Annotated in this window: 18 protein-coding genes; 4 read left to right on the top strand and 14 right to left on the bottom strand. The window is 69.8% G+C overall.

Annotation, left to right across the window (positions count from 1 at the left end; all coding sequences use genetic code 11):
- Positions 1-9: 9 nt before the first annotated feature.
- Genes ACIBK3_RS05930 through ACIBK3_RS05915 form a run of 4 tightly spaced genes read left to right on the top strand, consistent with a single transcriptional unit; the run spans position 10 to position 5,981 of the window.
- Positions 10-1,353 carry an ABC transporter substrate-binding protein gene (locus tag ACIBK3_RS05930; protein WP_399362350.1) on the top strand — a complete coding sequence of 448 codons (1,344 nt, stop codon included), beginning with the start codon at positions 10-12 and terminating at the stop codon, positions 1,351-1,353.
- Positions 1,350-2,267 (top strand): ABC transporter permease, encoded by a 918-nt coding sequence (locus tag ACIBK3_RS05925; protein WP_399362348.1) that lies wholly within the window; start codon positions 1,350-1,352, stop codon positions 2,265-2,267. Before ACIBK3_RS05930 ends, ACIBK3_RS05925 begins: the two co-directional genes overlap by 4 nt.
- Positions 2,251-3,030 carry an ABC transporter ATP-binding protein gene (locus tag ACIBK3_RS05920; RefSeq protein ID WP_399362346.1) on the top strand — a complete coding sequence of 260 codons (780 nt, stop codon included), beginning with the start codon at positions 2,251-2,253 and terminating at the stop codon, positions 3,028-3,030. The genes ACIBK3_RS05925 and ACIBK3_RS05920 overlap by 17 nt, the downstream gene beginning before the upstream one ends.
- A gap of 11 nt (positions 3,031-3,041) precedes the next feature.
- Complete coding sequence (locus ACIBK3_RS05915) at positions 3,042-5,981, top strand: fumarate reductase/succinate dehydrogenase flavoprotein subunit (protein ID WP_399362345.1); 2,940 nt, start codon at positions 3,042-3,044, stop codon at positions 5,979-5,981.
- Positions 5,982-6,057: 76 nt separating this feature from the next.
- Here the strand turns inward: ACIBK3_RS05915 and recQ are convergent, their stop codons facing one another.
- The 14 genes from recQ to ACIBK3_RS05845 all read right to left on the bottom strand — a co-directional run bounded on the left by recQ (position 6,058) and on the right by ACIBK3_RS05845 (position 24,011).
- The gene (gene recQ, locus ACIBK3_RS05910) at positions 6,058-8,130 is read right to left on the bottom strand and encodes a DNA helicase RecQ (protein WP_399362343.1); all 2,073 of its coding nucleotides are present in this window, start codon (positions 8,128-8,130) and stop codon (positions 6,058-6,060) included.
- Positions 8,131-8,304: 174 nt separating this feature from the next.
- A complete protein-coding gene (nuoN, locus tag ACIBK3_RS05905) occupies positions 8,305-9,954 on the bottom strand; it encodes an NADH-quinone oxidoreductase subunit NuoN (protein ID WP_399362340.1) in 1,650 nt (549 codons plus the stop codon).
- Positions 9,951-11,522: an NADH-quinone oxidoreductase subunit M gene (locus ACIBK3_RS05900; RefSeq protein WP_399362338.1), complete on the bottom strand. Its 1,572-nt coding sequence runs from the start codon at positions 11,520-11,522 to the stop codon at positions 9,951-9,953. The genes nuoN and ACIBK3_RS05900 overlap by 4 nt, the downstream gene beginning before the upstream one ends.
- Before the next feature lie 5 nt (positions 11,523-11,527).
- The gene (nuoL, locus tag ACIBK3_RS05895; RefSeq protein WP_399362337.1) at positions 11,528-13,501 is read right to left on the bottom strand and encodes an NADH-quinone oxidoreductase subunit L; all 1,974 of its coding nucleotides are present in this window, start codon (positions 13,499-13,501) and stop codon (positions 11,528-11,530) included.
- 14 nt (positions 13,502-13,515) lie between these two features.
- On the bottom strand, positions 13,516-13,815 hold the full coding sequence (gene nuoK, locus ACIBK3_RS05890; RefSeq protein ID WP_004927567.1) for an NADH-quinone oxidoreductase subunit NuoK: 300 nt from the start codon (positions 13,813-13,815) through the stop codon (positions 13,516-13,518).
- Positions 13,812-14,669 carry an NADH-quinone oxidoreductase subunit J gene (locus ACIBK3_RS05885; RefSeq protein WP_399362335.1) on the bottom strand — a complete coding sequence of 286 codons (858 nt, stop codon included), beginning with the start codon at positions 14,667-14,669 and terminating at the stop codon, positions 13,812-13,814. Before ACIBK3_RS05885 ends, nuoK begins: the two co-directional genes overlap by 4 nt.
- Entirely contained in the window at positions 14,666-15,316 is a 651-nt protein-coding gene (gene nuoI / locus ACIBK3_RS05880) for an NADH-quinone oxidoreductase subunit NuoI (RefSeq protein WP_399362333.1), read from the bottom strand. The genes ACIBK3_RS05885 and nuoI overlap by 4 nt, the downstream gene beginning before the upstream one ends.
- Positions 15,309-16,673, bottom strand: coding sequence for an NADH-quinone oxidoreductase subunit NuoH (gene nuoH / locus ACIBK3_RS05875; protein WP_399362331.1), 1,365 nt, complete (start codon positions 16,671-16,673; stop codon positions 15,309-15,311). The genes nuoI and nuoH overlap by 8 nt, the downstream gene beginning before the upstream one ends.
- Complete coding sequence (locus tag ACIBK3_RS05870) at positions 16,670-19,174, bottom strand: NADH-quinone oxidoreductase subunit G (RefSeq protein WP_399362330.1); 2,505 nt, start codon at positions 19,172-19,174, stop codon at positions 16,670-16,672. Before ACIBK3_RS05870 ends, nuoH begins: the two co-directional genes overlap by 4 nt.
- A complete protein-coding gene (nuoF, locus tag ACIBK3_RS05865; RefSeq protein WP_399362328.1) occupies positions 19,171-20,517 on the bottom strand; it encodes an NADH-quinone oxidoreductase subunit NuoF in 1,347 nt (448 codons plus the stop codon). Before nuoF ends, ACIBK3_RS05870 begins: the two co-directional genes overlap by 4 nt.
- Positions 20,517-21,389, bottom strand: coding sequence for an NADH-quinone oxidoreductase subunit NuoE (gene nuoE / locus ACIBK3_RS05860; RefSeq protein ID WP_399362326.1), 873 nt, complete (start codon positions 21,387-21,389; stop codon positions 20,517-20,519). Before nuoE ends, nuoF begins: the two co-directional genes overlap by 1 nt.
- Positions 21,386-22,708: an NADH-quinone oxidoreductase subunit D gene (locus tag ACIBK3_RS05855; RefSeq protein WP_399362325.1), complete on the bottom strand. Its 1,323-nt coding sequence runs from the start codon at positions 22,706-22,708 to the stop codon at positions 21,386-21,388. The genes nuoE and ACIBK3_RS05855 overlap by 4 nt, the downstream gene beginning before the upstream one ends.
- Positions 22,705-23,460: an NADH-quinone oxidoreductase subunit C gene (locus ACIBK3_RS05850; RefSeq protein WP_399362323.1), complete on the bottom strand. Its 756-nt coding sequence runs from the start codon at positions 23,458-23,460 to the stop codon at positions 22,705-22,707. Before ACIBK3_RS05850 ends, ACIBK3_RS05855 begins: the two co-directional genes overlap by 4 nt.
- Entirely contained in the window at positions 23,457-24,011 is a 555-nt protein-coding gene (locus tag ACIBK3_RS05845) for an NADH-quinone oxidoreductase subunit B family protein (protein WP_010041554.1), read from the bottom strand. The genes ACIBK3_RS05850 and ACIBK3_RS05845 overlap by 4 nt, the downstream gene beginning before the upstream one ends.
- Between the last annotated feature and the right edge of the window lie 7 nt (positions 24,012-24,018).

Genomic DNA, 24,018 nt, shown 5'->3' with positions numbered 1-24,018 from the left:
CCCACTCCCATGAAACACAAAGCTGTTGCCACGTCCGCCGCCCTTCTCCTCCTCCCGCTCACGGCCTGCGGCGGCACCGCCGAGGCCGGCGACGGCTCCACGATCACCGTCACCGTCGGCTACCAGTCCAAGACGATCAACACGGTCACCGCGGGAACCCTCCTCCGCTCCCTCGGCTACTTCGAGAAGCAGCTCAACGCCCTCCACGACGGCCACACCTACAAGGTCGACTGGCAGGACTACGCCACCGGCGCCCCCATCACAGCCCAGATGACCGCCGGGAAGATCGACATCGGCTCGATGGGCGACTTCCCGCTCCTCATCAACGCGGCCCGCGGCAAGCAGCTCGGCAAGCCCACCCGTCTGGTCTCGGTCACCGGCTACAACCTGCGCGGCGGCCTCAACACGATCGTCACCTCCCCCGGCTCCAAGCTCGGCTCGCTGGATGACCTGCGCGGCAAGAAGGTGTCGACGAGCGTCGGTTCGGCCGCCGACGGCACCCTCGTCCGCGCCCTGCAACGCGCCGGCCTCGACCCCGACCAGGACATCGAGAAACTCAACCAGCAGCCGGCCGTGGGCGCTTCGGCCCTGGCCGCCGGCAGCGCGGACGCGCTTTCGCAGTTCGTCGCCTGGCCCGGCCTGCTCGCCTTCCAGGGCAAGGCGAAGGTCCTGTACGACGGCGCCCAGCTGAACCTCCCCACGTTCCACGGCGTCACCGCCCGCGAGGACTTCGCGCAGAAGCGTCCCGCCGTCCTGGAGGCGTTCCTCAAGGCCCAGGCGGAGGCCACCGACTACCTCGCCGAACACCCGGTGGCCGCCGCCGAGAAGGTCGCCCGGGCCACCAGCCTGCCCGCCGAGGTCGTCTACCTCTACAACGGCGCCCACGGCATCGCCACCTTCGACCCGGCGATCAAGCCCCCACTCGTCTCCGCCCTGAAGGAGGACGTGTCGGTCCTGAAGTCGGCCAAGCTCACCGGCGACGTGGACGTGGACGCCTTCGTCGACGACCAGTACGTCAAGAAGGCCCTCGGCCCGACCTACGCCAAACGCCTGGCCGCGACACCCGCACCCGCCGCGAGCGAAATCTGGCCCAAGGGCGCGACCACGACCCGCACCTTCAAGTCCCCCGCCGAACTGCTGAGTTACGTCGGCAAGCACCGGTCCGGCATCCGCGCCGCCTACGTCCCCGACGCCACCACGGGCACCCTCTGGTTCGCCGACCAGGCGATCTGGGTGACCGACGGCGACCAACTCCTGCCCTTCGTCGCCCCGTCCACCGCCCAGGCATACGTCGCCGAGCACGGCGGCGCCCGCGTCATCACGTACGCCGACGCACTGGAGCGGGCATCATGACCGGAACCGCGCGGCAGACGGCCCGAAACGCGCCCCGATATCCGCGCCGGACCGGCCGATACGCCCTGCGACTCGCTTCCGTCACCGCCACCCTCGGCCTCTGGCAGCTGCTGACCAGCCTGAATGTCGACCTGTGGCTGCGCTTCTCGCAGTTCCCCACCGTCGCCGACGTGGCCCGCGCCTTCGCCGACCGGCTCTCCGGCCCCGACTACTGGACGGACCTCACCGACAGCCTCACCCGCATCCTCACCGGCTTCCTCCTCGCCGCCGTCCTGGGCGTGGCGACCGGCGTGCTCGTCGCCCGCTCCCGCCTCGCCGAGGACCTGCTCGGCCCGCTGCTGGAAGTGGTCCGTCCGATCCCGGCGATCGCCCTGGTCCCCGTCGCGATCCTCCTCTTCCCCTCCAACGAACAGGGCATCGTCTTCATCACCTGCACCGCCGCCTTCTTCCCGGTCCTGGTCTCCACCCGGCACGCGGTCCGCGCGCTGACCCCCGTGTGGGAGGAGGCGGTGCTCACCATGGGCGGCGGCCGGTGGCGGATCCTCGGCTCGGTCGTCCTGCCGGGCGCGCTGCCCGGCATCTTCGGCGGTCTGTCGGTCGGTATCGGCGTCTCGTGGATCTGTGTGATCTCCGCCGAGATGATCTCCGGCCAGTACGGCGTCGGCTACCGCACCTGGCAGGACTACACGGTCGTCGACTACCCCGGCGTGTTCGTCGGCATGGTCACCATCGGAGTCCTCGGCTGGCTCACCTCCACCGCCGTGGAGCTGCTGGGCCGCCGCCTGACCCGCTGGCTGCCCCGCACGTCGTACGTCCCCGGGGTGCGCGCTCCCCGGACCCGTGGCGCCGGCCCCGCCTCCGCGACCGCGCGCCCCAAGGCCAACCAGGAGGTGGCCCATGACCAGCTCGTCTGAGGTCCGCCCGGCGCAGCGAGGGCGGGAGCGGTCCGGTACCGGGCTCGCCCTGCGTGGGGCCACGCTCGGCCGCCCGGACGCGCCCGTGCTGGAGGGGGTGGACCTCGAAGTGGTGTCCGGCGAGATCCTCTCCGTCGTCGGCCCCTCGGGTTGCGGGAAGTCGACGCTGCTGCGCACCCTGGCGGGGCTGCTGCCTCCACTCGCCGGCGCGGCCACCCAGGACGGCCGTCCGCTGACGGGCCCTGCCACCGACCGCGCGCTGGTCTTCCAGGAGGACGCCCTCCTGCCCTGGCGCACCCTGCGCGCCAACGTCGAACTCCCGCTCGCCGTCAACGGAGTGCCACGCGACGAACGCCGCGCCCAGGCCGAGTCCTGGCTCGACCGGGTCGGACTCACCGACCTCGCCCGGCAGTTGCCGCACCGCGTCTCCGGCGGCCAGCGCCAGCGCGCGCAACTGGCCCGCGCCCTCGCCGCCCACCCGCGCGCCGTCCTGATGGACGAACCGTTCGGCGCCCTCGACGCCCAGACCCGCGCCGGCATGCAGGACCTGCTGGTGGAGGTGCTGCGGGGCACCGGCGCGACCGTCGTCTTCGTCACCCACGACGTGGACGAGGCCCTCTTCCTGGGCGACCGCGTGGCCCTGCTCGGCTCCGGCCGGCTCACCGCCGTACGCGACATCCCGCGCCCGCGCGACCGTACGGCGCACGACGACCCGGCACGCGTGGCGCTGCGGCGCGATGTCCTGACCTCCCTGAGCATCTGAAAGGCACCCCGGTGGACACCCTCACGGAGATTCCGGCCCTCACCGACGCCGAGGAGCTGACCTGCGACGTCCTCGTCATCGGCGGCGGCACCGCAGGCACCATGGCCGCCCTGACCGCCGCCGAGCACGGCGCCGACGTGCTCCTCCTGGAGAAGGCGCACGTCCGCCACTCCGGCGCCCTCGCCATGGGCATGGACGGCGTCAACAACGCGGTGATCCCGGGCCGTGCCGAGCCCGACGACTACGTCGCCGAGATAACCCGCGCCAACGACGGCATCGTCGACCAGTCCACCGTCCGGCAGACCGCCACCCGCGGCTTCGCCATGGTGCAGCGCCTGGAGTCGTACGGCGTGAAGTTCGAGAAGGACGAGCACGGCGACTACGCGGTCCGCCAGGTCCACCGCTCCGGCTCCTACGTGCTGCCGATGCCGGAGGGCAAGGACGTCAAGAAGGTCCTGTACCGGCAGTTGCGGCGGCGCGAGATGCGGGAGCGGATCCGGATCGAGAACCGGGTGATGCCGGTGCGCGTGCTGACGTCTCCCAAGGACGGGCGCGCCGTGGGTGCGGCGGGCTTCAACACCCGTACGGGACGGTTCGTCACCGTCCGCGCCGGCGCGGTCGTCCTCGCCACCGGTGCCTGCGGACGCCTCGGCCTGCCCGCCTCCGGCTACCTGTACGGCACGTACGAGAACCCGACCAACGCGGGCGACGGCTACGCCATGGCCTACCACGCGGGCGCCGAGCTCACCGGCATCGAGTGCTTCCAGATCAACCCGCTGATCAAGGACTACAACGGCCCGGCCTGCGCCTACGTCGCGAACCCCTTCGGCGGCTACCAGGTCAACCGGCACGGCGAACGCTTCGTCGACTCCGACTACTGGTCCGGCCAGATGATGGCCGAGTTCGCCGCGGAGGTGGCCTCCGACCGGGGCCCGGTCTACCTGAAGCTGAGCCACCTCCCGGAGGAGTCGGTCTCGGCGCTGGAGTCGATCCTGCACTCCACCGAGCGCCCCACCCGCGGCACCTTCCACTCCGGCCGCGGGCACGACTACCGCACCCACGACGTCGAGATGCACATCTCCGAGATCGGCCTGTGCGGCGGCCACTCGGCCTCGGGAGTCCGCGTCGACGACCACGCCCGCACGACCGTCCCCCGCCTGTACGCCGCCGGCGACCTGGCGTGCGTCCCGCACAACTACATGATCGGCGCGTTCGTCTTCGGCGACCTGGCGGGCGCGGACGCCTCCCAGTACGCGCCCTACGAGGGCGAGCTTCCTTCTGACCAGCTCCGGGAGGCGCACGAGCTGATCTACCGTCCGCTGCACCACCCGGACGGCCCGCCGCAGCCCCAGGTCGAGTACAAGCTGCGCCGCTTCGTGAACGACTACGTGGCCCCGCCGAAGTCGGGCGCCCGGCTCTCCCTGGCGCTGGAGGCGTTCGAGCGGATGCGCGCCGACATCGCCGCGATGGGTGCCCGCACCCCGCACGAGCTGATGCGCTGCGCGGAGGTCACCTTCATCCGCGACTGCGCGGAGATGGCGGCCCGCGCCTCCCTGGCCCGCACGGAGTCCCGCTGGGGCCTCTACCACGACCGCCTCGACCACCCTCATCGCGACGACGCGTCCTGGTTCCACCACCTCGATCTGCACAAGTCCCCCTCTGGTGCGATGGAGTTCACGGCCCGTCCCGTGGCTCCCTATCTCGTCCCGGTCGAGGAGTTCACCCCGGCCGGTGGTCCTTCCCGGCACCTCGGCGAGGTGCACGCCGAGCAGGTGGCGACGGCGGGGGCCCGGGAGGTGGCACCGGTGGCCCGGGAACGGACGCCCACCGCGGACACCGGGACCGACCACGCTGTCACCGTTCCGGAGACCGGCGGACTCGCCGTCGGGACCGATGCGGCCGCTCAGCCCGGAGCCGACGTCCACGCCGGGACCATCGCTGTCACCGAGGCCGACGCCCCGACCTCGCCCCGCCTGCTCACCCTCCTCGCCCTTGCCGAGGAGGAGCCCGAACTCGCCTCCCTCCAGCCCTACTTGACCGACCCGGATCCGACCGTCCGCCGGACCGCCGTCACCGTCCTCACGGAGACCGCCCCGCCCGGAACCGGACCGGCCCTCGCCGCGCTCCTGTCCGACGCTCACCCCGGCGTCCGCTCCGCCGCGGCCGCCTCACTGCGCGAACTCGTCGAGACTTTGCCGCCCGAGCCGGCCCTCCGCGACCGCCTCGCCACCGCGGTGTCCGGCGCCGACGCCGTCGTCCGGGCGACCGCCCTGGACGTGCTGCGGGCGCTGCGCCTGGGCCACGCCGACCTGTTCGCGGGCTCCCTGTCGGACTCCGACATCTCCGTCCGCATCGAGGCCGTACGCGCCCTCGTGTCCGTGGACGCCGTGGCCCCGTTGGCCCACGCGGCCACCACCGACCCGTCCCGCGAGGTCCGCGTCCAGATCGCCAAGGCCCTGGCCACGGTGACCACGGGACACCCAACCGACACCCCGGCCACCGACCGCCCGGACACCTCGGCCGGCACCCCGACCGTCCCCGATTCCGCTCCCGGAGCCGCAGTCCTGGACGCAGCCGAGGTCGTCCCGGCCGTCCAGGTGGCCCTCACGGAGCTGACGAGTGACCCCGACGCCCTGGTGCGCGCCGCCGCCTACAGTGCGCTGGGCACCACCGGCTGCCCACCACCGCTGGCCGCCCGCGCCACGTCCGCCCTGTCCGACCCCGCCTGGCAGGTTCGGGCCGGCGCCGCCACCGCCCTGGCCGCGGCGAACCCCGAAGCGGCCGTCCCCGCCCTGGCCAAGGCCCTGGCCGACCCGAACGCCGATGTCCGCAAGGCCGCCGTCCTGGCCCTGACCCGGCACACGGGCACCGAGGACGCCCTCGCGGCCCTTGCCACGGCCACCACCGATTCCGACGCGGACGTCAGGGCGTACGCGACCCGGTCTCTCTGAGACCGCCGAAGCAGAAGCAGAAGCAGAAGCCGGTGCCGATGCCGCACCCCACCTGCCCGTCCAGTCCTCCGAGCCCCTATATCCAGTCCTCCGGCTCGGGCTCCGCCTCCGGCCAGTCGTCGAACTGCGAGCCCGGTCCCGCGCCCGAACCCGAGCCCGGCGCGGCACCACCAGCGGGCCCCTCCGCCCCGGCGCCGGGGTCACCCGCCGCACCCGTAGTGGCTCCCGCTCCGGGAGGGCCGCCCAGCTCGGCCAACACCCCGACCACGCCCTCCCCGTACGTCACCAGCTTCTTCTCGCCGACCCCGCTGATCCCGCCGAGCTGCTCCACGGAGGAGGGCCACACCGTCGCGATCTCTCGCAGGGTCGCGTCGTGGAAGATGACGTACGCCGGAACGCCCTGATCCCGCGCTTGTTCGGCCCTCCACGCCCGCAGTGCCTCGAAGGCGGGCAGCAGTTCCTCCGGCAGCTCGGCCGCCGCCGCCTTGGCCTTGCGGTCGCCCCGCCCGGAGCCCGAACCCGACGACCCGGACGCCGACCGCGAGGTCACCGCCTTCTTCGGCTCCTTGCGCAGCGGCACCTCCCGCTCCTGCCGGAGCACCGACCCGCTGGCCTCGGTCAGCACCAGCGTGCCGTAGTCCCCCTCGACCGCGAGCAGCCCCTGGGCCAGCAACTGCCGTACGACGCTTCGCCATTCGCCCTCGGAGTGCTCTTCGCCGATGCCGAACACGGACAGCTGGTCGTGGTCGAACTGGATGACCTTCGCGGTGCGCTTGCCCAGCAGGATGTCGACGATCTGCACCGCGCCGAACTTCTGCCCCCGCTCCCGCTGCAGCCGCACCACCGTCGACAGCACCTTCTGGGCCGCGACCGTACCGTCCCACGTCTCCGGCGGGACGAGGCAGGTGTCGCAGTTGCCGCAGCCCGTGGGGTCCGGGTCCTGGCCGAAGTAGGCGAGGAGCTGGCCGCGCCGGCACTGGGCCGTCTCGCACAGCGCCAGCATCGAGTCGAGGTGGGCCGCGGCGCGGCGCCGGAACGCCTCGTCGCCCTCACTCGACTGGATCATCTTGCGCTGCTGTATGACGTCGTTGAGGCCGTAGGCCATCCAGGCCGTGGACGGCAGCCCGTCGCGGCCCGCCCGCCCCGTCTCCTGGTAGTAGCCCTCGACCGACTTGGGCAGATCGAGATGGGCGACGAAGCGGACGTCCGGCTTGTCGATGCCCATGCCGAACGCGATGGTCGCGACCACGATCAGGCCGTCCTCCCGCAGGAAGCGGGACTGGTGGGCCGCGCGGGTGCCCGCGTCCAGGCCCGCGTGGTAGGGCACCGCCTCGATGCCGTTGCGGGAAAGGAACTCGGCGGTCGCCTCGACGGACTTGCGTGAGAGGCAGTACACGATGCCCGCGTCGCCGGGGTGCTCCTCGAGCAGGAAACCCAGCAACTGCTTCTTGGGGTCGGCCTTCGGCACGATCCGGTACTGGATGTTGGGCCGGTCGAAGCTCGCCACGAAGTGGCGGGCCGTCGGCATCCCCAGCCGCTGGGTGATCTCCTGGTGCGTCGCGTGCGTGGCCGTCGCCGTCAGCGCGATCCGCGGCACGTCCGGCCAGCGCTGCCCCAGCAGCGACAGGGAGAGGTAGTCGGGACGGAAGTCGTGGCCCCACTGGGACACGCAGTGTGCCTCGTCGATCGCGAAGACGGCGATCTTGCCGCGCGACAGCAGGTCCAGCGTGGACTCCAGCCGCAGCCGCTCCGGCGCGAGGTAGAGCAGGTCCAGCTCGCCGGCCAGGTACTCGGCCTCCACCACCCGCCGCTCGTCGAAGTCCTGCGTGGAGTTCATGAACCCCGCACGCACCCCGAGCGCCCGCAGCGCGTCCACCTGGTCCTGCATCAGGGCGATGAGCGGCGAGACCACAATGCCCGTACCGGGTCTGACGAGGGACGGAATCTGGTAGCACAGCGACTTGCCGCCACCGGTCGGCATGAGGACGACGGCGTCCCCGCCGGCCACCACATGCTCGATGACCTCTTCCTGCTCACCACGGAAGGTCTCGTACCCGAAGACCCGGTGCAGCGTGGCCAGCGCCTCGCTGTCCGTCGCCGGCGTCTCGGTGATCCCTGGCATCTCGATGATCCCGCCCGTCCCGCCCATAGCCGTGTCCCCCGTATGTCGTCCCTCGACCACTGCCTCCACGATAGGGGCAGGAACTGACAGCGCCGGAGTTATCCACAGGCTGATGACATACCACCGCTCCCCCCTGCCTGCACGCGAAGGGCCCCGCCTCCCGCAACGGGAGCCGAGGCCCTCCTCACCTGCACCGCAGGGTCAGCGCACGAACACTCCCGCCTGGTTCGCCAGGTCCAGGAAGTACTGCGGCGCCACACCGAGCACCAGCGTCATCACGACGCCCACTCCGATCACCGTGGTCGTCAGAGGCGAGGCCACGGCCACCGTCGGGCCCTCGGGCTTCGGCTCGCTGAAGAACATCAGCACGATGACGCGGATGTAGAAGAACGCCGCGATCGCGGACGAGATCACACCGACCACGACCAACGGAGCCGCGCCGCCCTCCGCCGCCGCCTTGAACACGGCGAACTTCCCGGCGAAGCCGGAGGTCAGCGGGATGCCGGCGAAGGCGAGCAGGAACACCGCGAACACCGCCGCCACCAGCGGTGAACGGCGGCCAAGACCGGCCCACTTGGACAGGTGGGTCGCCTCGCCGCCCGCGTCGCGGACCAGCGTGACCACCGCGAACGCGCCGATCGTCACGAACGAGTACGCGGCCAGGTAGAAGAGAACCGAGGACACACCGTCGGGCGTGGTCGCGATGACACCCGCGAGGATGAAGCCCGCGTGCGCGATCGACGAGTACGCCAGCAGCCGCTTGATGTCGGTCTGGGTGATCGCGACGATCGCACCGCCGAGCATGGTGACGATCGCGACGCCCCACATGACCGGCCGCCAGTCCCAGCGCAGCCCGGGCAGGATGACGTACAGGACCCTCAGCAGCGCGCCGAAGGCCGCCACCTTGGTGGCCGCAGCCATGAAACCGGTCACCGGCGTCGGCGCGCCCTGGTAGACGTCGGGCGTCCACATGTGGAACGGCACCGCGCCGACCTTGAACAGCAGGCCCATCACCAGCATCGCGGCGCCGATGAGCAGCAGGACGTCGTTACCCATGGTGTCCGCGAGCGCCGGGTCGACGGTGGTGACCGTGCCGTCGACGACCTGCGCGATCGTGGCGTACGACATCGAGCCCGCGTAGCCGTACAGCAGGGCGATGCCGAACAGGGTGAACGCGGAGGCGAACGCTCCGAGCAGGAAGTACTTGACCGCGGCTTCCTGCGACATCAGCCGCTTGCGGCGGGCCAGCGCGCACAGCAGGTACAGCGGGAGCGAGAGGACCTCCAGCGCCACGAAGAGCGTCAGCAGGTCGTTGGCCGCCGGGAAGATCAGCATGCCCGCGACGGCGAACAGCAGCAGCGGGAACACTTCGGTGGTGGTGAACCCGGCCTTCACCGCGGCTTTCTCGCTCTCGCTGCCCGGCACGGAGGCGGCCTGTGCGGCGAAGGAGTCGACACGGTTGCCGTGCGCCTCCGGATCGAGCCGGCGTTCGGCGAAGGTGAACAGGCCTAGCACGGCCGCCAGCAGGATCGTTCCCTGCAGGAAGAGGGCCGGTCCGTCGACGGCGATCGCCCCCATGGCGGCGATGCCGGCCTTGGTCGTGGCGTATCCGTCCGCGGCGAGTGCGACGACCGCGGCGAACGCGGCGGCCAGCGCGACCACGGACACGAACAGCTGAGCGTAGTAACGGGACTTGCGCGGGACGAACGCCTCGACCAGCACCCCGAGGATCGCCGCGCCGGCGATGATCAGGATGGGGGACAGTTGTCCGTACTCGAACTTCGGCGCGTCGATCTTCGAGATCGGATCGGCCGCGGTTGTCCACAGGCTGTGGACGGCTGTTGCGCTCACTTTGCCGCCTCCACCTTGGGCTGGGGGTCCTTCTTGTGCACGTCGGACATGGTCTGTTTGACCGCCGGGTTCACGATGTCCGTGACGGGCTTCGGATAGACGCCCAGGAAGATCAACAGCACGATCAGCGGAGCCACGACCACCAGCTCGCGCACCCGCAGGTCCGGCATCGCGGAGACCTCCGGTTTCACCGGCCCGGTCATCGTCCTCTGATAGAGGACCAGGGTGTAGAGCGCGGCGAGAACGATGCCGAAGGTCGCGATGATCCCGACCACCGGGTAGCGCGCGAACGTGCCGACGAGCACGAGGAACTCACTCACGAAGGGCGCGAGCCCGGGAAGCGAGAGGGTCGCCAGGCCGCCGATCAGGAAAGTGCCGGCGAGCACCGGGGCGACCTTCTGCACCCCGCCGTAGTCGGCGATGAGCCGCGAGCCGCGCCGGGAGATCAGGAAGCCGGCCACCAGCATCAGGGCCGCCGTCGAGATCCCGTGGTTGACCATGTAGAGCGTCGCCCCGGACTGGCCCTGGCTGGTCATCGCGAAGATGCCCAGGATGATGAACCCGAAGTGCGAGATAGACGCGTACGCCACCAGGCGCTTGATGTCCCGCTGGCCGACGGCGAGCAGCGCCCCGTAGATGATGCTGATCAGTGCCAGGACGAGGATGACGGGCGTCGCCCACTTGCTCGCCTCCGGGAACAGCTGGAGGCAGAAGCGGAGCATCGCGAACGTGCCCACCTTGTCGACGACCGCCGTGATGAGCACGGCGACCGGGGCGGTGGCCTCCTGCATGGCGTTGGGCAGCCAGGTGTGCAGCGGCCACAGCGGCGCCTTCACCGCGAAGGCGAAGAAGAAGCCGAGGAACAGCCAGCGTTCGGTGTTGGTCGCCATGTCGAGCGAGCCGTTGGCCCGTGCCTCGGCGATGTCCTGGAGGCTGAAGCTCCCGGCGACCACGTAGAGGCCGATCACCGCGGCCAGCATGATCAGACCGCCGACGAGGTTGTAGAGGAGGAACTTCACCGCCGCGTACGACCGTTGTGTGGACGCCGTCTCCTCGCCGTGCGCGTGGGCCCGGTCCCCGAAGCCGCCGATGAGGAAGTACATCGGGATCAGCATGGCTTCGAAGAAGATGTAGAAGACGAAGACGTCGGTGGCCTCGAAGGAGATGATCACCATCGCCTCGACGGCCAGGATCAGGGCGAAGAAGCCCTGCGTCGGCCGCCAGCGCTTGTTCCCGGTCTCCAGCGGGTCGGCGTCGTGCCAGCCCGCGAGGATGATGAACGGGATCAGCAGCGCCGTCAACGCGAGAAGCGCGACCGCGATGCCGTCCACACCCAGTTCGTAGCGGACGCCGAAGTCCTTGATCCAGGCGTGGGATTCGGTGAGCTGGTAGCGGTCGCCGTCCGGGTCGAAGCGCACCACGACGATGGCGGCGAGCACCAGGGTGGCGAGCGAGACGAGCAGCGCCAGCCATTTGGCGGCGGTGCGCCGGGCGGCCGGTACGGCTGCCGTGGCGACCGCCCCGAGGGCCGGGAGCGCCGCCGTCGCTGTCAGCAGGGGAAAGGACATCGGTATCAGACCGCCCTCATCAGCAGGGTCGCGGCGACGAGGACCGCCGCACCGCCGAACATCGAGACCGCGTACGACCGCGCGAAGCCGTTCTGCAGCCTGCGCATCCGCCCGGAGAGGCCGCCCATCGAGGCAGCCGTGCCGTTGACGACACCGTCGACCAGGGTGTGGTCGGCGTACACCAGGGAGCGGGTGAGGTGCTCTCCGCCGCGGACCAGGACGACGTGGTTGAAGTCGTCCTGGAGCAGGTCGCGCCGGGCGGCCCGGGTGAGCAGCGACCCGCGCGGGGCGACGACCGGGACCGGACTGCGGCCGTACTGGGCCCAGGCGATGGCGACGCCGACGACCAGGACGGCCATGGTGGCCAGGGTGACCGTGAGGGCACTGACCGGCGAGTTGCCCTCCGAATGCCCGGTGACGGGTTCCAGCCAGTGCAGGAAACGGTCACCGATGCTGAAGAACCCGCCCGCGAACACCGACCCGAAGGCCAGCACGATCATCGGGACCGTCATGGACTTGGGCGACTCGTGCGGGTGCGGCTCGGCGTGCTCGCCCTGGTGCTCGGCGGCGGGCTCCGCGCTCGGCGCCTCAGGGGACCGGGTCGGCTGATTGCGCCAGCGCTCTTCTCCGAAGAAGGTCATCAGCATCACACGCGTCATGTAGTACGCCGTGATGGCCGCGCCCAGCAGCGCCGCGCCGCCGAGGATCCAGCCCTCGGTGCCGCCCTTGGCGAACGCCGCCTCGATGATCTTGTCCTTGGAGAAGAAGCCGGACAGGCCCGGGAAGCCGATGATGGCCAGGTAGCCGAGGCCGAACGTGATGAAGGTGATCGGCATGTACTTCCTGAGGCCGCCGTACTTGCGCATGTCGACCTCGTCGTTCATGCCGTGCATGACCGAACCGGCGCCGAGGAACAGCCCGGCCTTGAAGAAGCCGTGCGTCACCAGGTGCATGATCGCGAAGACGTAGCCGATGGGGCCGAGGCCCGCGGCGAGGACCATGTAGCCGATCTGCGACATGGTGGAGCCGGCCAGCGCCTTCTTGATGTCGTCCTTCGCGCAACCGACGATCGCACCGAACAGGAGCGTGACGGCACCGACGATCGTGACCACGAGTTGCGCGTCGGGCGCCGCGTTGAAGATGGCGCCGGAGCGGACGATGAGGTAGACGCCCGCGGTCACCATCGTGGCGGCGTGGATCAGGGCCGAGACCGGCGTCGGGCCCTCCATCGCGTCGCCGAGCCAGGACTGCAGCGGCACTTGGGCGGACTTGCCGCAGGCGGCGAGCAGCAGCATCAGCGCGATACCGGTGAGTGTCGCCCCGGAGGCGCCGCCGACGAGCCCGGGCTCCTCATGGGTGCCGAGCACCGGACCGAAGGCGAAGGTGCCGAAGGTCGTGAACATCAGCATGATCGCGATCGACAGGCCCATGTCGCCGACGCGGTTGACCAGGAAGGCCTTCTTCGCCGCCGTGGCCGCGCTGGGCTTGTGCTGCCAGAAGCCGATCAGCAGGTAGGAGGCGAGACCGACGCCCTCCCAGCCGACGTACAGCAGCAGGTAGTTGTCGGCGAGGACGAGCAGCAGCATCGCCGCGAGGAACAGGTTGAGATAGCCGAAGAAGCGGCGGCGCCGCTCGTCGTGCTCCATGTACCCGACCGAGTACAGGTGGATCAGCGAGCCGACGCCGGTGATCAGCAGCACGAACGTCATCGACAGCTGGTCCAGGCGGAAGGCGACGTCCGCCTGGAAGCCCTCGACCGGCACCCAGCTGAACAGGTGCTGGGTGAGCGTGCGGTGTTCGGCGTTCTTGCCGAGCAGGTCGGCGAAGAGGATCACGCCGAAGACGAAGGACGCGGCGGCCAGGGCCGTGCCGATCCAGTGGCCGACGGCGTCCAGTCGCCGGCCGCCGCACAGCAGGACCGCCGCTCCGAGCAATGGCGCCGCGATGAGCAGCGCGATCAGGTTATCTGCGTTAGTCACGGTTCAGCGACCCCTTACAGCTTCATCAGGCTGGCGTCGTCGACCGAGGCCGAGTGGCGGGAACGGAACAGCGACACGATGATCGCGAGCCCGACCACGACCTCCGCGGCGGCGACGACCATCGTGAAGAAGGCGATGATCTGGCCGTCGAGGTTGCCGTGCATCCGGGAGAAGGCGACGAACGCGAGGTTGCAGGCGTTGAGCATGAGCTCGACGCACATGAACACGACGATCGCGTTGCGCCTGATCAGCACACCGGTCGCGCCGATCGTGAACAACAGGGCGGCCAGGTAGAGGTAGTTGACGGGGTTCACTTCGACGCCTCCTCCGTCCGCTTGAAGGCCGACGGCTCGATCTCGGTCCGCTCCAGGCGGTCCTCGGCTCGCTGCTCCAGCGCCCGCAGGTCGTTGATCGCTTCCTGCGACACGTCACGGATCTGGCCGCGCTCCCGCAGCGTCTTGCTGACGGTGAGGTCGGACGGCGTGCCGTCGGGCAGCAGGCCGGCGATGTCCACGGCGTTGTGCCGGGCGTACACACCGGGTGCCGGCAGCGGCGGCAGGTTCTTGCCCTCGCGCACCCGCTCCTCGGCCATCTCGCGCTGCGTCTTGGGACGCTCGGTGCGCTCGCGGTGGGTGAGCACCATGGCGCCCACGGCGGCGGTGATGAGCAGGGCGCCGGTGATTTCGAAGGCGAAGACGTACTTGGTGAACAGGAGGGCGGCGATGCCCTCGACGTTGCCGTTCGCGTTGGCCCGGGTGAGGCCGTTGAACTCCTTGAGGGAGGCGTTGCCGATGCCCGCGAACAGCAGGATGCCGAAGCCGAGCCCGCACACCAGGGCCAGCCAGCGCTGGCCCTTGATGGTCTCCTTCAGGGAGTCCGCCGCGGTGACGCCGACGAGCATCACCACGAACAGGAACAGCATCATGATCGCGCCGGTGTAGACGACGATCTGGACGACGCCCAGGAAGTAGGCGCCGTTGGCGAGGTAGAAGACCGCCAGAATGATCATGGTGCCGGCGAGACAGAGGGCACTGTGCACGGCCCTCTTCATGAAGACGGTGCACAGGGCGCCGATCACGGCGACGGTGCCGAGGACCCAGAACTGGAAGGCCTCACCTGTGGAGGTCGAGTAGGCCGCCAGGGAGGTGGCGGCGAGGTGCGCGGTCATCGCCCGATCACCTTCTCCGACGCCGGTTCGTCCTCGCCGAAGGTCGACGCGGCCTCCTGGACCGATTCGCCCTTGGAGTGGGCCACTTGGCGCTCGGTGCCGGGCGCGGCCTCCGTCACCAGGCCCCGGTAGTAGTCCTGCTCGTCCATCCCCGGGTAGATCGCGTGGGGCGTGTCGACCATGTCCTCTTCGAGGCCGGCGAGCAGTTGTTCCTTGGTGTAGATGAGGTTGGCGCGGCTGCTGTCGGCGAGTTCGAACTCGTTGGTCATCGTGAGCGCGCGTGTGGGGCACGCCTCGATGCACAGGCCGCACAGGATGCAGCGGGCGTAGTTGATCTGGTAGACGCGGCCGTACCGCTCGCCCGGCGAGTAGCGCTCCTCGTCGGTGTTGTCGGCGCCCTCCACATAGATGGCGTCGGCGGGGCAGGCCCAGGCGCACAGTTCGCAGCCGACGCACTTCTCCAGGCCGTCCGGATGGCGGTTGAGCTGGTGCCGCCCGTGGAAACGGGGAGCGGTGGTCTTCTGCTGCTCCGGGTACTGCTCGGTCAGCCGCTTCTTGAACATGGCCTTGAAGGTCACGCCGAAGCCGGCTACCGGGTTCTGGAAGCCAGGCTTCGCCTGCCCGGCCTCCTTGGGCTCCTCAGCCATCGGACGCCTCCTTTCCATCCAGAGTTCCGTCACTGTGAGTATCGGGCCCACCACTGACAATCAGCTCCCGCTCCTGGCGCGAGCGGCGCCGGGGCACCGGTGGAAGCTCCTGTCCCGGCAGCGGCGGTACGGGGAAGCCGCCCGCCATCGGGTCGAACCCGGCCGGTTCCTCGGCGGGCTGCTCGGCCGCCTTCGCTTTGTCGCGGAGCATGTCGGCGACGAAGGAGAGCAGCAGCAGGACGAGGACGCCGCCGGCGATGTAGAGGGCGATGTCGGCGAAGTCGTAGTTCTCGTTCTTGAGGGTCCGCACGGTGGCCACGAGCATCAGCCAGACGAGGGAGATCGGGATGAGGACCTTCCAGCCGAGCTTCATCAACTGGTCGTAGCGGACGCGCGGGAGGGTTCCGCGCAGCCAGATGAAGAAGAACAGCAGCAGCTGCACCTTGATCACGAACCAGAGCATCGGCCACCAGCCGTGGTTCGCGCCCTCCCAGAAGGTGCTGACCGGCCAGGGAGCCCGCCAGCCGCCCAGGAAGAGCGTGGTCGACACGGCCGAGACCGTCACCATGTTCACGTACTCGGCGAGCATGAACATCGCGAACTTGATCGACGAGTACTCGGTGTTGAAGCCGCCGACGAGGTCGCCCTCGGACTCCGGCATGTCGAAGGGAGCGCGGTTGGTCTCGCCGACCATCGTCACGATGTAGATGAGGAAGGAGACCGGTAGCAGGACGATGTACCAGCGGTCGTGCTGCTGTTCGACGATCGTCGAGGTCGACATGGACCCCGAGTAGAGGAACACCGAGGCGAACGCGGCGCCCATGGCGATCTCGTACGAGATCATCTGCGCGCAGGAGCGCAGACCGCCGAGCAGCGGATAGGTGGATCCGGAGCTCCAGCCCGCCAGCACGATGCCGTAGATGCCGACCGAGGCGACCGCGAGGACGTAGAGCATGGCGATCGGCAGGTCGGTGAGCTGCATCGTGGTGCGGTGGCCGAAGATCGAGATCTCGTTGCCGGCCGGGCCGAAGGGGATCACCGCGATGGCCATGAAGGCCGGGATGGCCGCCACGATCGGTGCGAGGACGTAGACCACCTTGTCCGCGCGTTTGACGATGACGTCTTCCTTGAGCATCAGCTTGATGCCGTCGGCGAGCGACTGGAGCATGCCCCAGGGGCCGTGCCGGTTGGGGCCGATGCGCAGCTGCATCCACGCGACGACCTTGCGCTCCCACACGATGGAGAACAGCACGGTCACCATCAGGAAGGCGAAGCAGAAGACGGCCTTGATGACGACCAGCCACCAGGGGTCACGGCCGAACATCGAGAGGTCTTCCGCGGCGAGGTACGGGCTCATGCCTCCACCTCCTTGGGTGCTTCGGCGGCGAGCGTCGCCGGTCCGATGCGGACGAGGGAGCCGGGCCGCGCCCCGGTGTCGGAGGCGACACCCCCGCCCGCGGAGTTCAGCGGGAGCCAGACCACCCGGTCCGGCATCTCGGTGATGCGCAGCGGGAACGCGCAGTCTCCGGCGGGGCCGGTGACGGCGAGCAGGTCGCCGTCCTTCACACCGGCTTCGGCGGCGGTGGCGGGCGACACGCGCGCGTGGGCCGCGTGCCGCGTCCCGGCGAGCGCCTCGTCCCCCTGCTGGAGGACGCCCTGGTCCAGCAGCAGCCGGTGCCCGGCCAGGACAGCCTCTCCGGCGGCCGGCCGCGGCAACGCGGCGGCCGTCTCCAGCGGTTCCGTAGCCCGCGGCCCGTCCCAGGCCCCCAGCCGGTCCAGCTCCGCGCGCGTGGTGCGCAGATCCGGCAGACCCAGGTGTACGTCCATGGCGTCGGCCAGCATCTGCAGCACGCGCGCGTCGGTGGGTGCGAGGCGGCGGGTCATCTGGTCGGGCTTGAGAGCGGCCTCGAAGAAGCGCACCCGGCCTTCCCAGTTGAGGAACGTGCCCGCCTTCTCGGCGACCGCGGCCACCGGCAGGACGACATCCGCGAGAGCGGCGACCTCGCTGGGCCGCAGCTCCAGCGACACCAGGAAGCCGACCTCGTGGAGGGCTTCACGCGCGCGTGCCGGGTCCGGCAGGTCGTCGACCTCGACGCCCGCGACCACCAGTGCCTGGAGTTCGCCGCCGGCGGCGGCCTCCACGATCTGCCCGGTGTCGCGCCCGTAGCGGTGCGGGAGTCCGGCCAGGCCCCAGACGGCGGCGACCTCGTCCCGCGCGCGCGGGTCGGTCGCCGGGCGTCCGCCCGGCAGCAGCGTGGGCAGCGCGCCCGCCTCCACGGCACCGCGCTCCCCGGCCCGGCGCGGGATCCACACCAACTGCGCGCCGGTCGCGGTCGCTGCCCGTACGGCGGCGGTCAGTCCACCCGCCACGGCGGCCAGTCGCTCACCTACGACGATCACCGCGCCCTCGGTGCGCAGGGCCTCCGAGGCCCTCGCCCCGTCATCCTCCAGACCGACCCCGCTGGCGAGGGCGTCCAGCCACTCGGTCTCGGTGCCGGGGGCGGCAGGCAGCAGCGTGCCGCCCGCCTTGTCCAGACCACGCGTGGCGTGCGTGGCCAGGGAGAACACCTTCTGCCCGTGGCCCCGCCAGGCCTTGCGCAACCGGAGGAAGACGCCGGGCGCCTCCTCCTCGGACTCGAACCCGACCAGCAGGACGGCGGGCGCCTTCTCCAGAGCGGTGTACGTGACACCCGTACCGTCGAGGTCACGGCCCCGTCCGGCGACCCGGGCGGCGAGGAAGTCGGCCTCCTCTGAGCTGTGCACCCGCGCGCGGAAGTCGATGTCGTTGGTGTCGAGCGCCACGCGCGCGAACTTGCTGTACGCGTAGGCGTCCTCAATGGTGAGCCGGCCACCGGTCAGGACTCCGGTGCGGCCCCGCGAGGCGAGCAGTCCCTGAGCCGCGATCTGCAGCGCCTCGGGCCAGGACGCCGGGACGAGCTCACCCTCGGGATTGCGCACCAGGGGCGTCTCGAGCCGGTCCCGCTGTTGCGCGTACCGGAACGCGAAGCGGCCCTTGTCGCAGATCCACTCCTCGTTGACCTCGGGGTCGTTGGCCGCGAGCCGCCGCATGACCTTGCCGCGCCGGTGGTCGGTGCGCGTGGCGCAGCCGCCGGAGCAGTGCTCGCACACCGAGGGCGAGGAGATCAGGTCGAAGGGGCGGGAGCGGAATCGGTACGCAGCCGAGGTCAGCGCGCCGACCGGGCAGATCTGGATGGTGTTGCCGGAGAAGTACGACTCGAAGGGGTCGCCCTCACCGGTGCCGACCTGCTGGAGCGCGCCCCGCTCGATCAGCTCGATCATCGGGTCGCCCGCGATCTGGTTGGAGAAGCGGGTGCAGCGGGCGCACAGCACGCACCGCTCACGGTCGAGCAGCACCTGCGTGGAGATCGGGACGGGCTTCTCGTACGTCCGCTTCTTGCCCTCGAAGCGGGACTCGGCGTTGCCGTGCGACATCGCCTGGTTCTGCAGCGGGCACTCGCCACCTTTGTCGCAGACCGGGCAGTCCAGCGGGTGGTTGATGAGGAGCAGCTCCATCACACCGTGCTGGGCCTTCTCGGCGACCGGCGAGGTGAGGTGGGTCTTCACCACCATCCCGTCGGTGCAGGTGATGGTGCAGGAGGCCATCGGCTTGCGCTGGCCCTCGACCTCGACGATGCACTGGCGGCAGGCGCCGGCCGGGTCGAGGAGGGGGTGGTCGCAGAACCGGGGGATCTCGATGCCGAGTTGCTCGGCGGCCCGGATGACCAGGGTGCCCTTGGGCACGCTGATCTCCACGCCGTCGATCGTCAGGGTCACGAGATCTTCCGGCGGGACCGCCGCCTCTCCCCCACCGGCGGGAGCGTTGGTGGTCACGGTCATGCGTTCACCTCCGTGCGGTCGGCCCAGGCCGTCGACTTGGCCGGGTCGAGGGGGCAGCCGCGGCCCGTGATGTGCTGCTCGTACTCCTCGCGGAAGTACTTGAGCGAGGAGAAGATCGGCGAGGCGGCACCGTCGCCGAGGGCGCAGAAGGACTTGCCGTTGATGTTGTCGGCGATGTCGCCCAGCTTGTCGAGGTCGGACATGGCGCCCTTGCCGTCCTCGATGTCGCGGAGCAACTGCACCAGCCAGTAGGTCCCTTCGCGGCAGGGCGTGCACTTGCCGCAGGACTCGTGGGCGTAGAACTCGGTCCAGCGGGTGACGGCACGCACCACGCAGGTCGTCTCGTCGAAGCACTGGAGAGCTTTCGTGCCCAGCATGGAACCCGCGGCGCCCACTCCTTCGTAATCAAGAGGGACGTCGAGGTGCTCGTCGGTGAACATCGGCGTCGAGGAGCCGCCGGGTGTCCAGAACTTCAGCCGGTGCCCGGGCCTCATTCCGCCGCTCATCTCCAGGAGCTGGCGGAGCGTGATGCCGAGCGGGGCCTCGTACTGGCCGGGGCTGGCGACATGGCCGCTGAGCGAGTAGAGCGTGAAGCCGGGAGACTTCTCGCTGCCCATCGACCTGAACCACTCTTTTCCTTTTTGCAGGATCGCGGGAACCGACGCGATCGACTCGACGTTATTCACCACAGTCGGGCACGCATAGAGGCCCGCGACGGCAGGAAAGGGGGGACGGAGCCGCGGTTGACCCCGGCGGCCTTCGAGCGAGTCCAGGAGCGCGGTCTCCTCACCGCAGATGTACGCGCCCGCGCCCGCGTGCACGGTGAGTTCAAGGTTGAGCCCGCTGCCCAGGATGTTCTCGCCGAGGTAGCCCGCCGCGTAGGCCTCAGCGACGGCTGAGTGCAACCGCCGCAGCACAGGGACGACTTCACCACGCAGATAGATGAAGGCATGAGACGACCTGATGGCATAACACGCGATGACAATGCCCTCGATGAGGCTGTGCGGGTTCGCGAAGAGGAGCGGGATGTCCTTACAGGTTCCGGGCTCCGACTCGTCGGCGTTGACAACTAGATAGTGCGGTTTTCCATCCCCCTGGGGAATGAACTGCCATTTCATTCCCGTGGGGAATCCCGCGCCGCCACGGCCGCGCAGACCGGAGTCCTTGACGTACGCGATCAGGTCGTCCGGCGACATGGCCAGCGCCTTGCGCAGGCCCTCGTATCCCTCGTGCCTTCGGTAGACGTCCAGCGACCAGGACTTGTCCTCGTCCCAGAAGGCCGACAGCACGGGTGCGAGCAGCTTCTCGGGGCTGGTGTCTTTGAGTTCGGGTGCCAAGGTCATCACTCCCCCTCCTCGGCGGTTGGCCCTGCCGGGTGGGCTGGGTCGGAGGCCGATGTGTCCTGTGGCGCATCGTGTGAGCTCAGGTGCTCGCTCGGTGACGGTCGGTGGACGGGCCTGTCCTGCCGCTCGTCGTGCGGACCGCCGTCGCGCGGATGGACCACGCGCGCGGGTGCGGCCTCTCCCCTTGCCAGGCGAAGGCCCACCAGCGAAGCGGGTCCCGCGCTGCCGCTTGCCTCGACGGCCCCGGGCCGCTCGTCGGGGAAGCCTGCCAGCATCCGCGCCGTCTCCTTGAAGGTGCACAGCGGCGCCCCGCGCGTGGGCTCTACCGGCCGGCCCGCACGCAGGTCGTCGACGAGGCGCTTGACGGTGGCCGGGGTCTGGTTGTCGAAGAACTCCCAGTTGACCATCACCACCGGCGCGAAGTCGCAGGCCGCGTTGCACTCGATGTGCTCCAGGGTGACCTTTCCGTCGTCGGTGGTCTCGCCGTTGCCGACGCCCAGGTGCTCCTGGAGCTCCTCGAAGATCGCGTCACCGCCCATCACCGCGCAGAGGGTGTTGGTGCACACGCCCACCTGGTAGTCACCCGAGGGCTTGCGCCGGTACATGGTGTAGAAGGTGGCGACCGCGGTGACCTCGGCCGTGGTCAGGTTCAGCATGTCCGCGCAGAACTGCATCCCGGTGCGCGTGACATGGCCCTCCTCCGACTGCACGAGATGCAGCAACGGCAGCAGGGCCGAGCGGGAGTCGGGGTAGCGGGCGATGATCTCGCGCGCGTCCGTCTCCAGCCGGGCTCGGACGTCGTCCGGGTAGGCGGGCGCGGGCAGCTCGGGCATGCCCAGGCTGACGCCCCGCTCCGAAGAAGAAGTGGTCACCGGTCGACGCCTCCCATCACGGGGTCGATGGACGCGACGGCGACGATGACGTCGGCGACCTGGCCGCCCTCGCACATCGCCGCCATGGCCTGCAGGTTGGTGAAGGACGGGTCGCGGAAGTGGACCCGGTAGGGGCGGGTGCCTCCGTCGGAGACGGCGTGCACCCCGAGCTCGCCCTTGGGCGACTCGACCGCCGCGTACACCTGTCCCGGCGGCACGCGGAAGCCCTCCGTGACCAGCTTGAAGTGGTGGATCAGGGCCTCCATGGAGGTGCCCATGATCTTCTTGATGTGGTCGAGCGAGTTGCCGAGGCCGTCCGGGCCCAGGGCGAGCTGGGCGGGCCAGGCGATCTTCTTGTCCTCGACCATGACCGGGCCGGGCTGCAGCCGGTCCAGGCACTGCTCGACGATCCGCAGGGACTGCCGCATCTCGTCCAGGCGGATCAGGAAGCGGCCGTAGGCGTCGCAGGTGTCGGCGGTCGGGATCTCGAAGTCGTAGGTCTCGTAGCCGCAGTACGGCTGGGTCTTGCGCAGGTCGTGCGGCAGACCGGTGGAGCGCAGGATCGGGCCGGTGGCGCCGAGGGCCATGCAGCCGGCCAGGTCGAGGTAGCCGATGTCCTGCATGCGGGCCTTGAAGATGGGGTTCCCGGTGGCGAGCTTGTCGTACTCCGGGAGGTTCTTCTTCATCTTCTTCACGAACTCGCGGATGTGGTCCACCGCGCCGGGCGGCAGGTCCTGCGCGAGTCCGCCGGGGCGGATGTACGCGTGGTTCATCCTCAGGCCCGTGATGAGCTCGTAGATGTCGAGAATCATTTCACGATCACGGAATCCGTAGATCATGATCGTGGTGGCGCCGAGTTCCATGCCGCCGGTGGCGATGCACACCAGGTGCGAGGACAGCCGGTTCAGCTCCATGAGGAGCACCCGGATGATCGTGGCCCGGTCGGTGATCTGTTCCTCGATGCCGAGGAGTTTCTCGACGGCGAGGCAGTAGGCGGTCTCGTTGAAGAAGGACGTCAGGTAGTCCATGCGCGTCACGAACGTGGTGCCCTGCGTCCACGTGCGGAACTCGGTGTTCTTCTCGATGCCGGTGTGCAGGTAGCCGATGCCGCAGCGGGCCTCGGTGACCGTCTCGCCGTCGATCTCCAGGATCAGGCGGAGCACGCCGTGGGTGGAGGGGTGCTGGGGGCCCATGTTGACGACGATGCGTTCGTCGTCGGCACGGGCCGCGGACTGGACGACCTCGTCCCAGTCGCCACCGGTGACCGTGTAGACGGTGCCCTCGGTGGTCTCCCGAGGGGAGGCGTGCGAAGTGCTCATGAGTACGACCTCCGCTGGTCCGGAGCCGGGATCTGGGCGCCCTTGTACTCGACGGGGATGCCGCCGAGGGGGTAGTCCTTGCGCTGCGGGTGGCCCTGCCAGTCGTCCGGCATCATGATCCGCGTCAGGGCCGGGTGGCCGTCGAAGACGATCCCGAAGAAGTCGTAGGTCTCGCGCTCGTGCCAGTCGTTGGTCGGATAGACGGAGACCAGGGACGGGATGTGCCGGTCGGTGTCCGGGGCGCTGACTTCGAGGCGGATCAGCCGGTTGTGGGTGATCGAGCGCAAGTGGTACACGGCGTGCAGCTCGCGGCCCTTGTCGTGCGGGTAGTGGACACCGCTGACGCCCGTGCACAGCTCGAAACGCAGGGCGGGGTCGTCGCGCAGGGTGCGGGCTACCCGCAGCAGGTGCTCGCGTTCGATGTGGAAGGTGATCTCGTCGCGGTCGACGACCGTCTTCTCGATCGCGTTCTCGGGCAGCAGACCCTGCTCTTCCAGCGCGCCTTCCAGTTCGTCGGCGACCTCGTCGAACCAGCCGCCGTAGGGACGGCTCGCCGGTCCCGGGAGGCGGACCGAGCGGACCAGGCCGCCGTAGCCGGAGGTGTCGCCGCCGTTGTTGGCGCCGAACATGCCGCGCTGGACGCGGATCTCCTCACCTCCCTCACCGCGCTGGCCGGGGAGGTTGGAGGCGCCGAGGTCCTTTTCGGGGTTCACCCCGTTCGACGCTCCGTTGGTGCCTTTCGCGTCACTCACCGCAGCAGCCCCTTCATCTCGATCGTCGGCAGGGCCTTGAGCGCCGCCTCCTCGGCCTCGCGGGCCGCTTCCTCGGCGTTCACGCCGAGCTTGGAGGTCTGGATCTTCTGGTGGAGTTTGAGGATGGCGTCCATCAGCATCTCCGGCCGTGGCGGGCAGCCGGGGAGATAGATGTCGACCGGGACGATGTGGTCGACGCCCTGGACGATGGCGTAGTTGTTGAACATGCCGCCCGAGGAGGCGCAGACCCCCATGGAGATCACCCACTTGGGGTTCGGCATCTGGTCGTAGACCTGCCGCAGCACCGGCGCCATCTTCTGGCTGACCCGGCCCGCGACGATCATGAGGTCCGCCTGGCGGGGTGAACCGCGGAAGACCTCCATGCCGAAGCGCGCCAGGTCGTATCGGCCGGCGCCGGTGGTCATCATCTCGATGGCACAACAGGCGAGGCCGAAGGTGGCCGGGAAGACGGACGACTTGCGCACCCAGCCAGCGGCCTGCTCGACGGTGGTCAGCAGGAAGCCGCTCGGCAGCTTTTCTTCGAGTCCCATGGTTAAA

Source organism: Streptomyces sp. NPDC050287, assembly GCF_044459385.1.
Classification (GTDB): domain Bacteria; phylum Actinomycetota; class Actinomycetes; order Streptomycetales; family Streptomycetaceae; genus Streptomyces.
Note: the sequence above shows the minus strand (reverse complement) of the source record. Positions and strands in the feature narration are given on the sequence as shown.

Excerpts from the sequence above, each read along its gene's own strand:
- ACIBK3_RS05930 (WP_399362350.1), top strand. The coding sequence starts at position 10 with ATGAAACACAAAGCTGTTGCCACGTCCGCCGCCCTTCTCCTCCTCCCG.
- ACIBK3_RS05925 (WP_399362348.1), top strand. The coding sequence starts at position 1,350 with ATGACCGGAACCGCGCGGCAGACGGCCCGAAACGCGCCCCGATATCCG.
- ACIBK3_RS05920 (WP_399362346.1), top strand. The coding sequence starts at position 2,251 with ATGACCAGCTCGTCTGAGGTCCGCCCGGCGCAGCGAGGGCGGGAGCGG.
- recQ (WP_399362343.1), bottom strand. The coding sequence starts at position 8,130 with ATGGGCGGGACGGGCGGGATCATCGAGATGCCAGGGATCACCGAGACG.
- ACIBK3_RS05900 (WP_399362338.1), bottom strand. The coding sequence starts at position 11,522 with ATGTCCTTTCCCCTGCTGACAGCGACGGCGGCGCTCCCGGCCCTCGGG.
- ACIBK3_RS05885 (WP_399362335.1), bottom strand. The coding sequence starts at position 14,669 with ATGACCGCGCACCTCGCCGCCACCTCCCTGGCGGCCTACTCGACCTCC.
- nuoI (WP_399362333.1), bottom strand. The coding sequence starts at position 15,316 with ATGGCTGAGGAGCCCAAGGAGGCCGGGCAGGCGAAGCCTGGCTTCCAG.
- nuoH (WP_399362331.1), bottom strand. The coding sequence starts at position 16,673 with ATGAGCCCGTACCTCGCCGCGGAAGACCTCTCGATGTTCGGCCGTGAC.
- ACIBK3_RS05870 (WP_399362330.1), bottom strand. The coding sequence starts at position 19,174 with ATGACCGTGACCACCAACGCTCCCGCCGGTGGGGGAGAGGCGGCGGTC.
- nuoF (WP_399362328.1), bottom strand. The coding sequence starts at position 20,517 with ATGACCTTGGCACCCGAACTCAAAGACACCAGCCCCGAGAAGCTGCTC.
- ACIBK3_RS05855 (WP_399362325.1), bottom strand. The coding sequence starts at position 22,708 with ATGAGCACTTCGCACGCCTCCCCTCGGGAGACCACCGAGGGCACCGTC.
- ACIBK3_RS05845 (WP_010041554.1), bottom strand. The coding sequence starts at position 24,011 with ATGGGACTCGAAGAAAAGCTGCCGAGCGGCTTCCTGCTGACCACCGTC.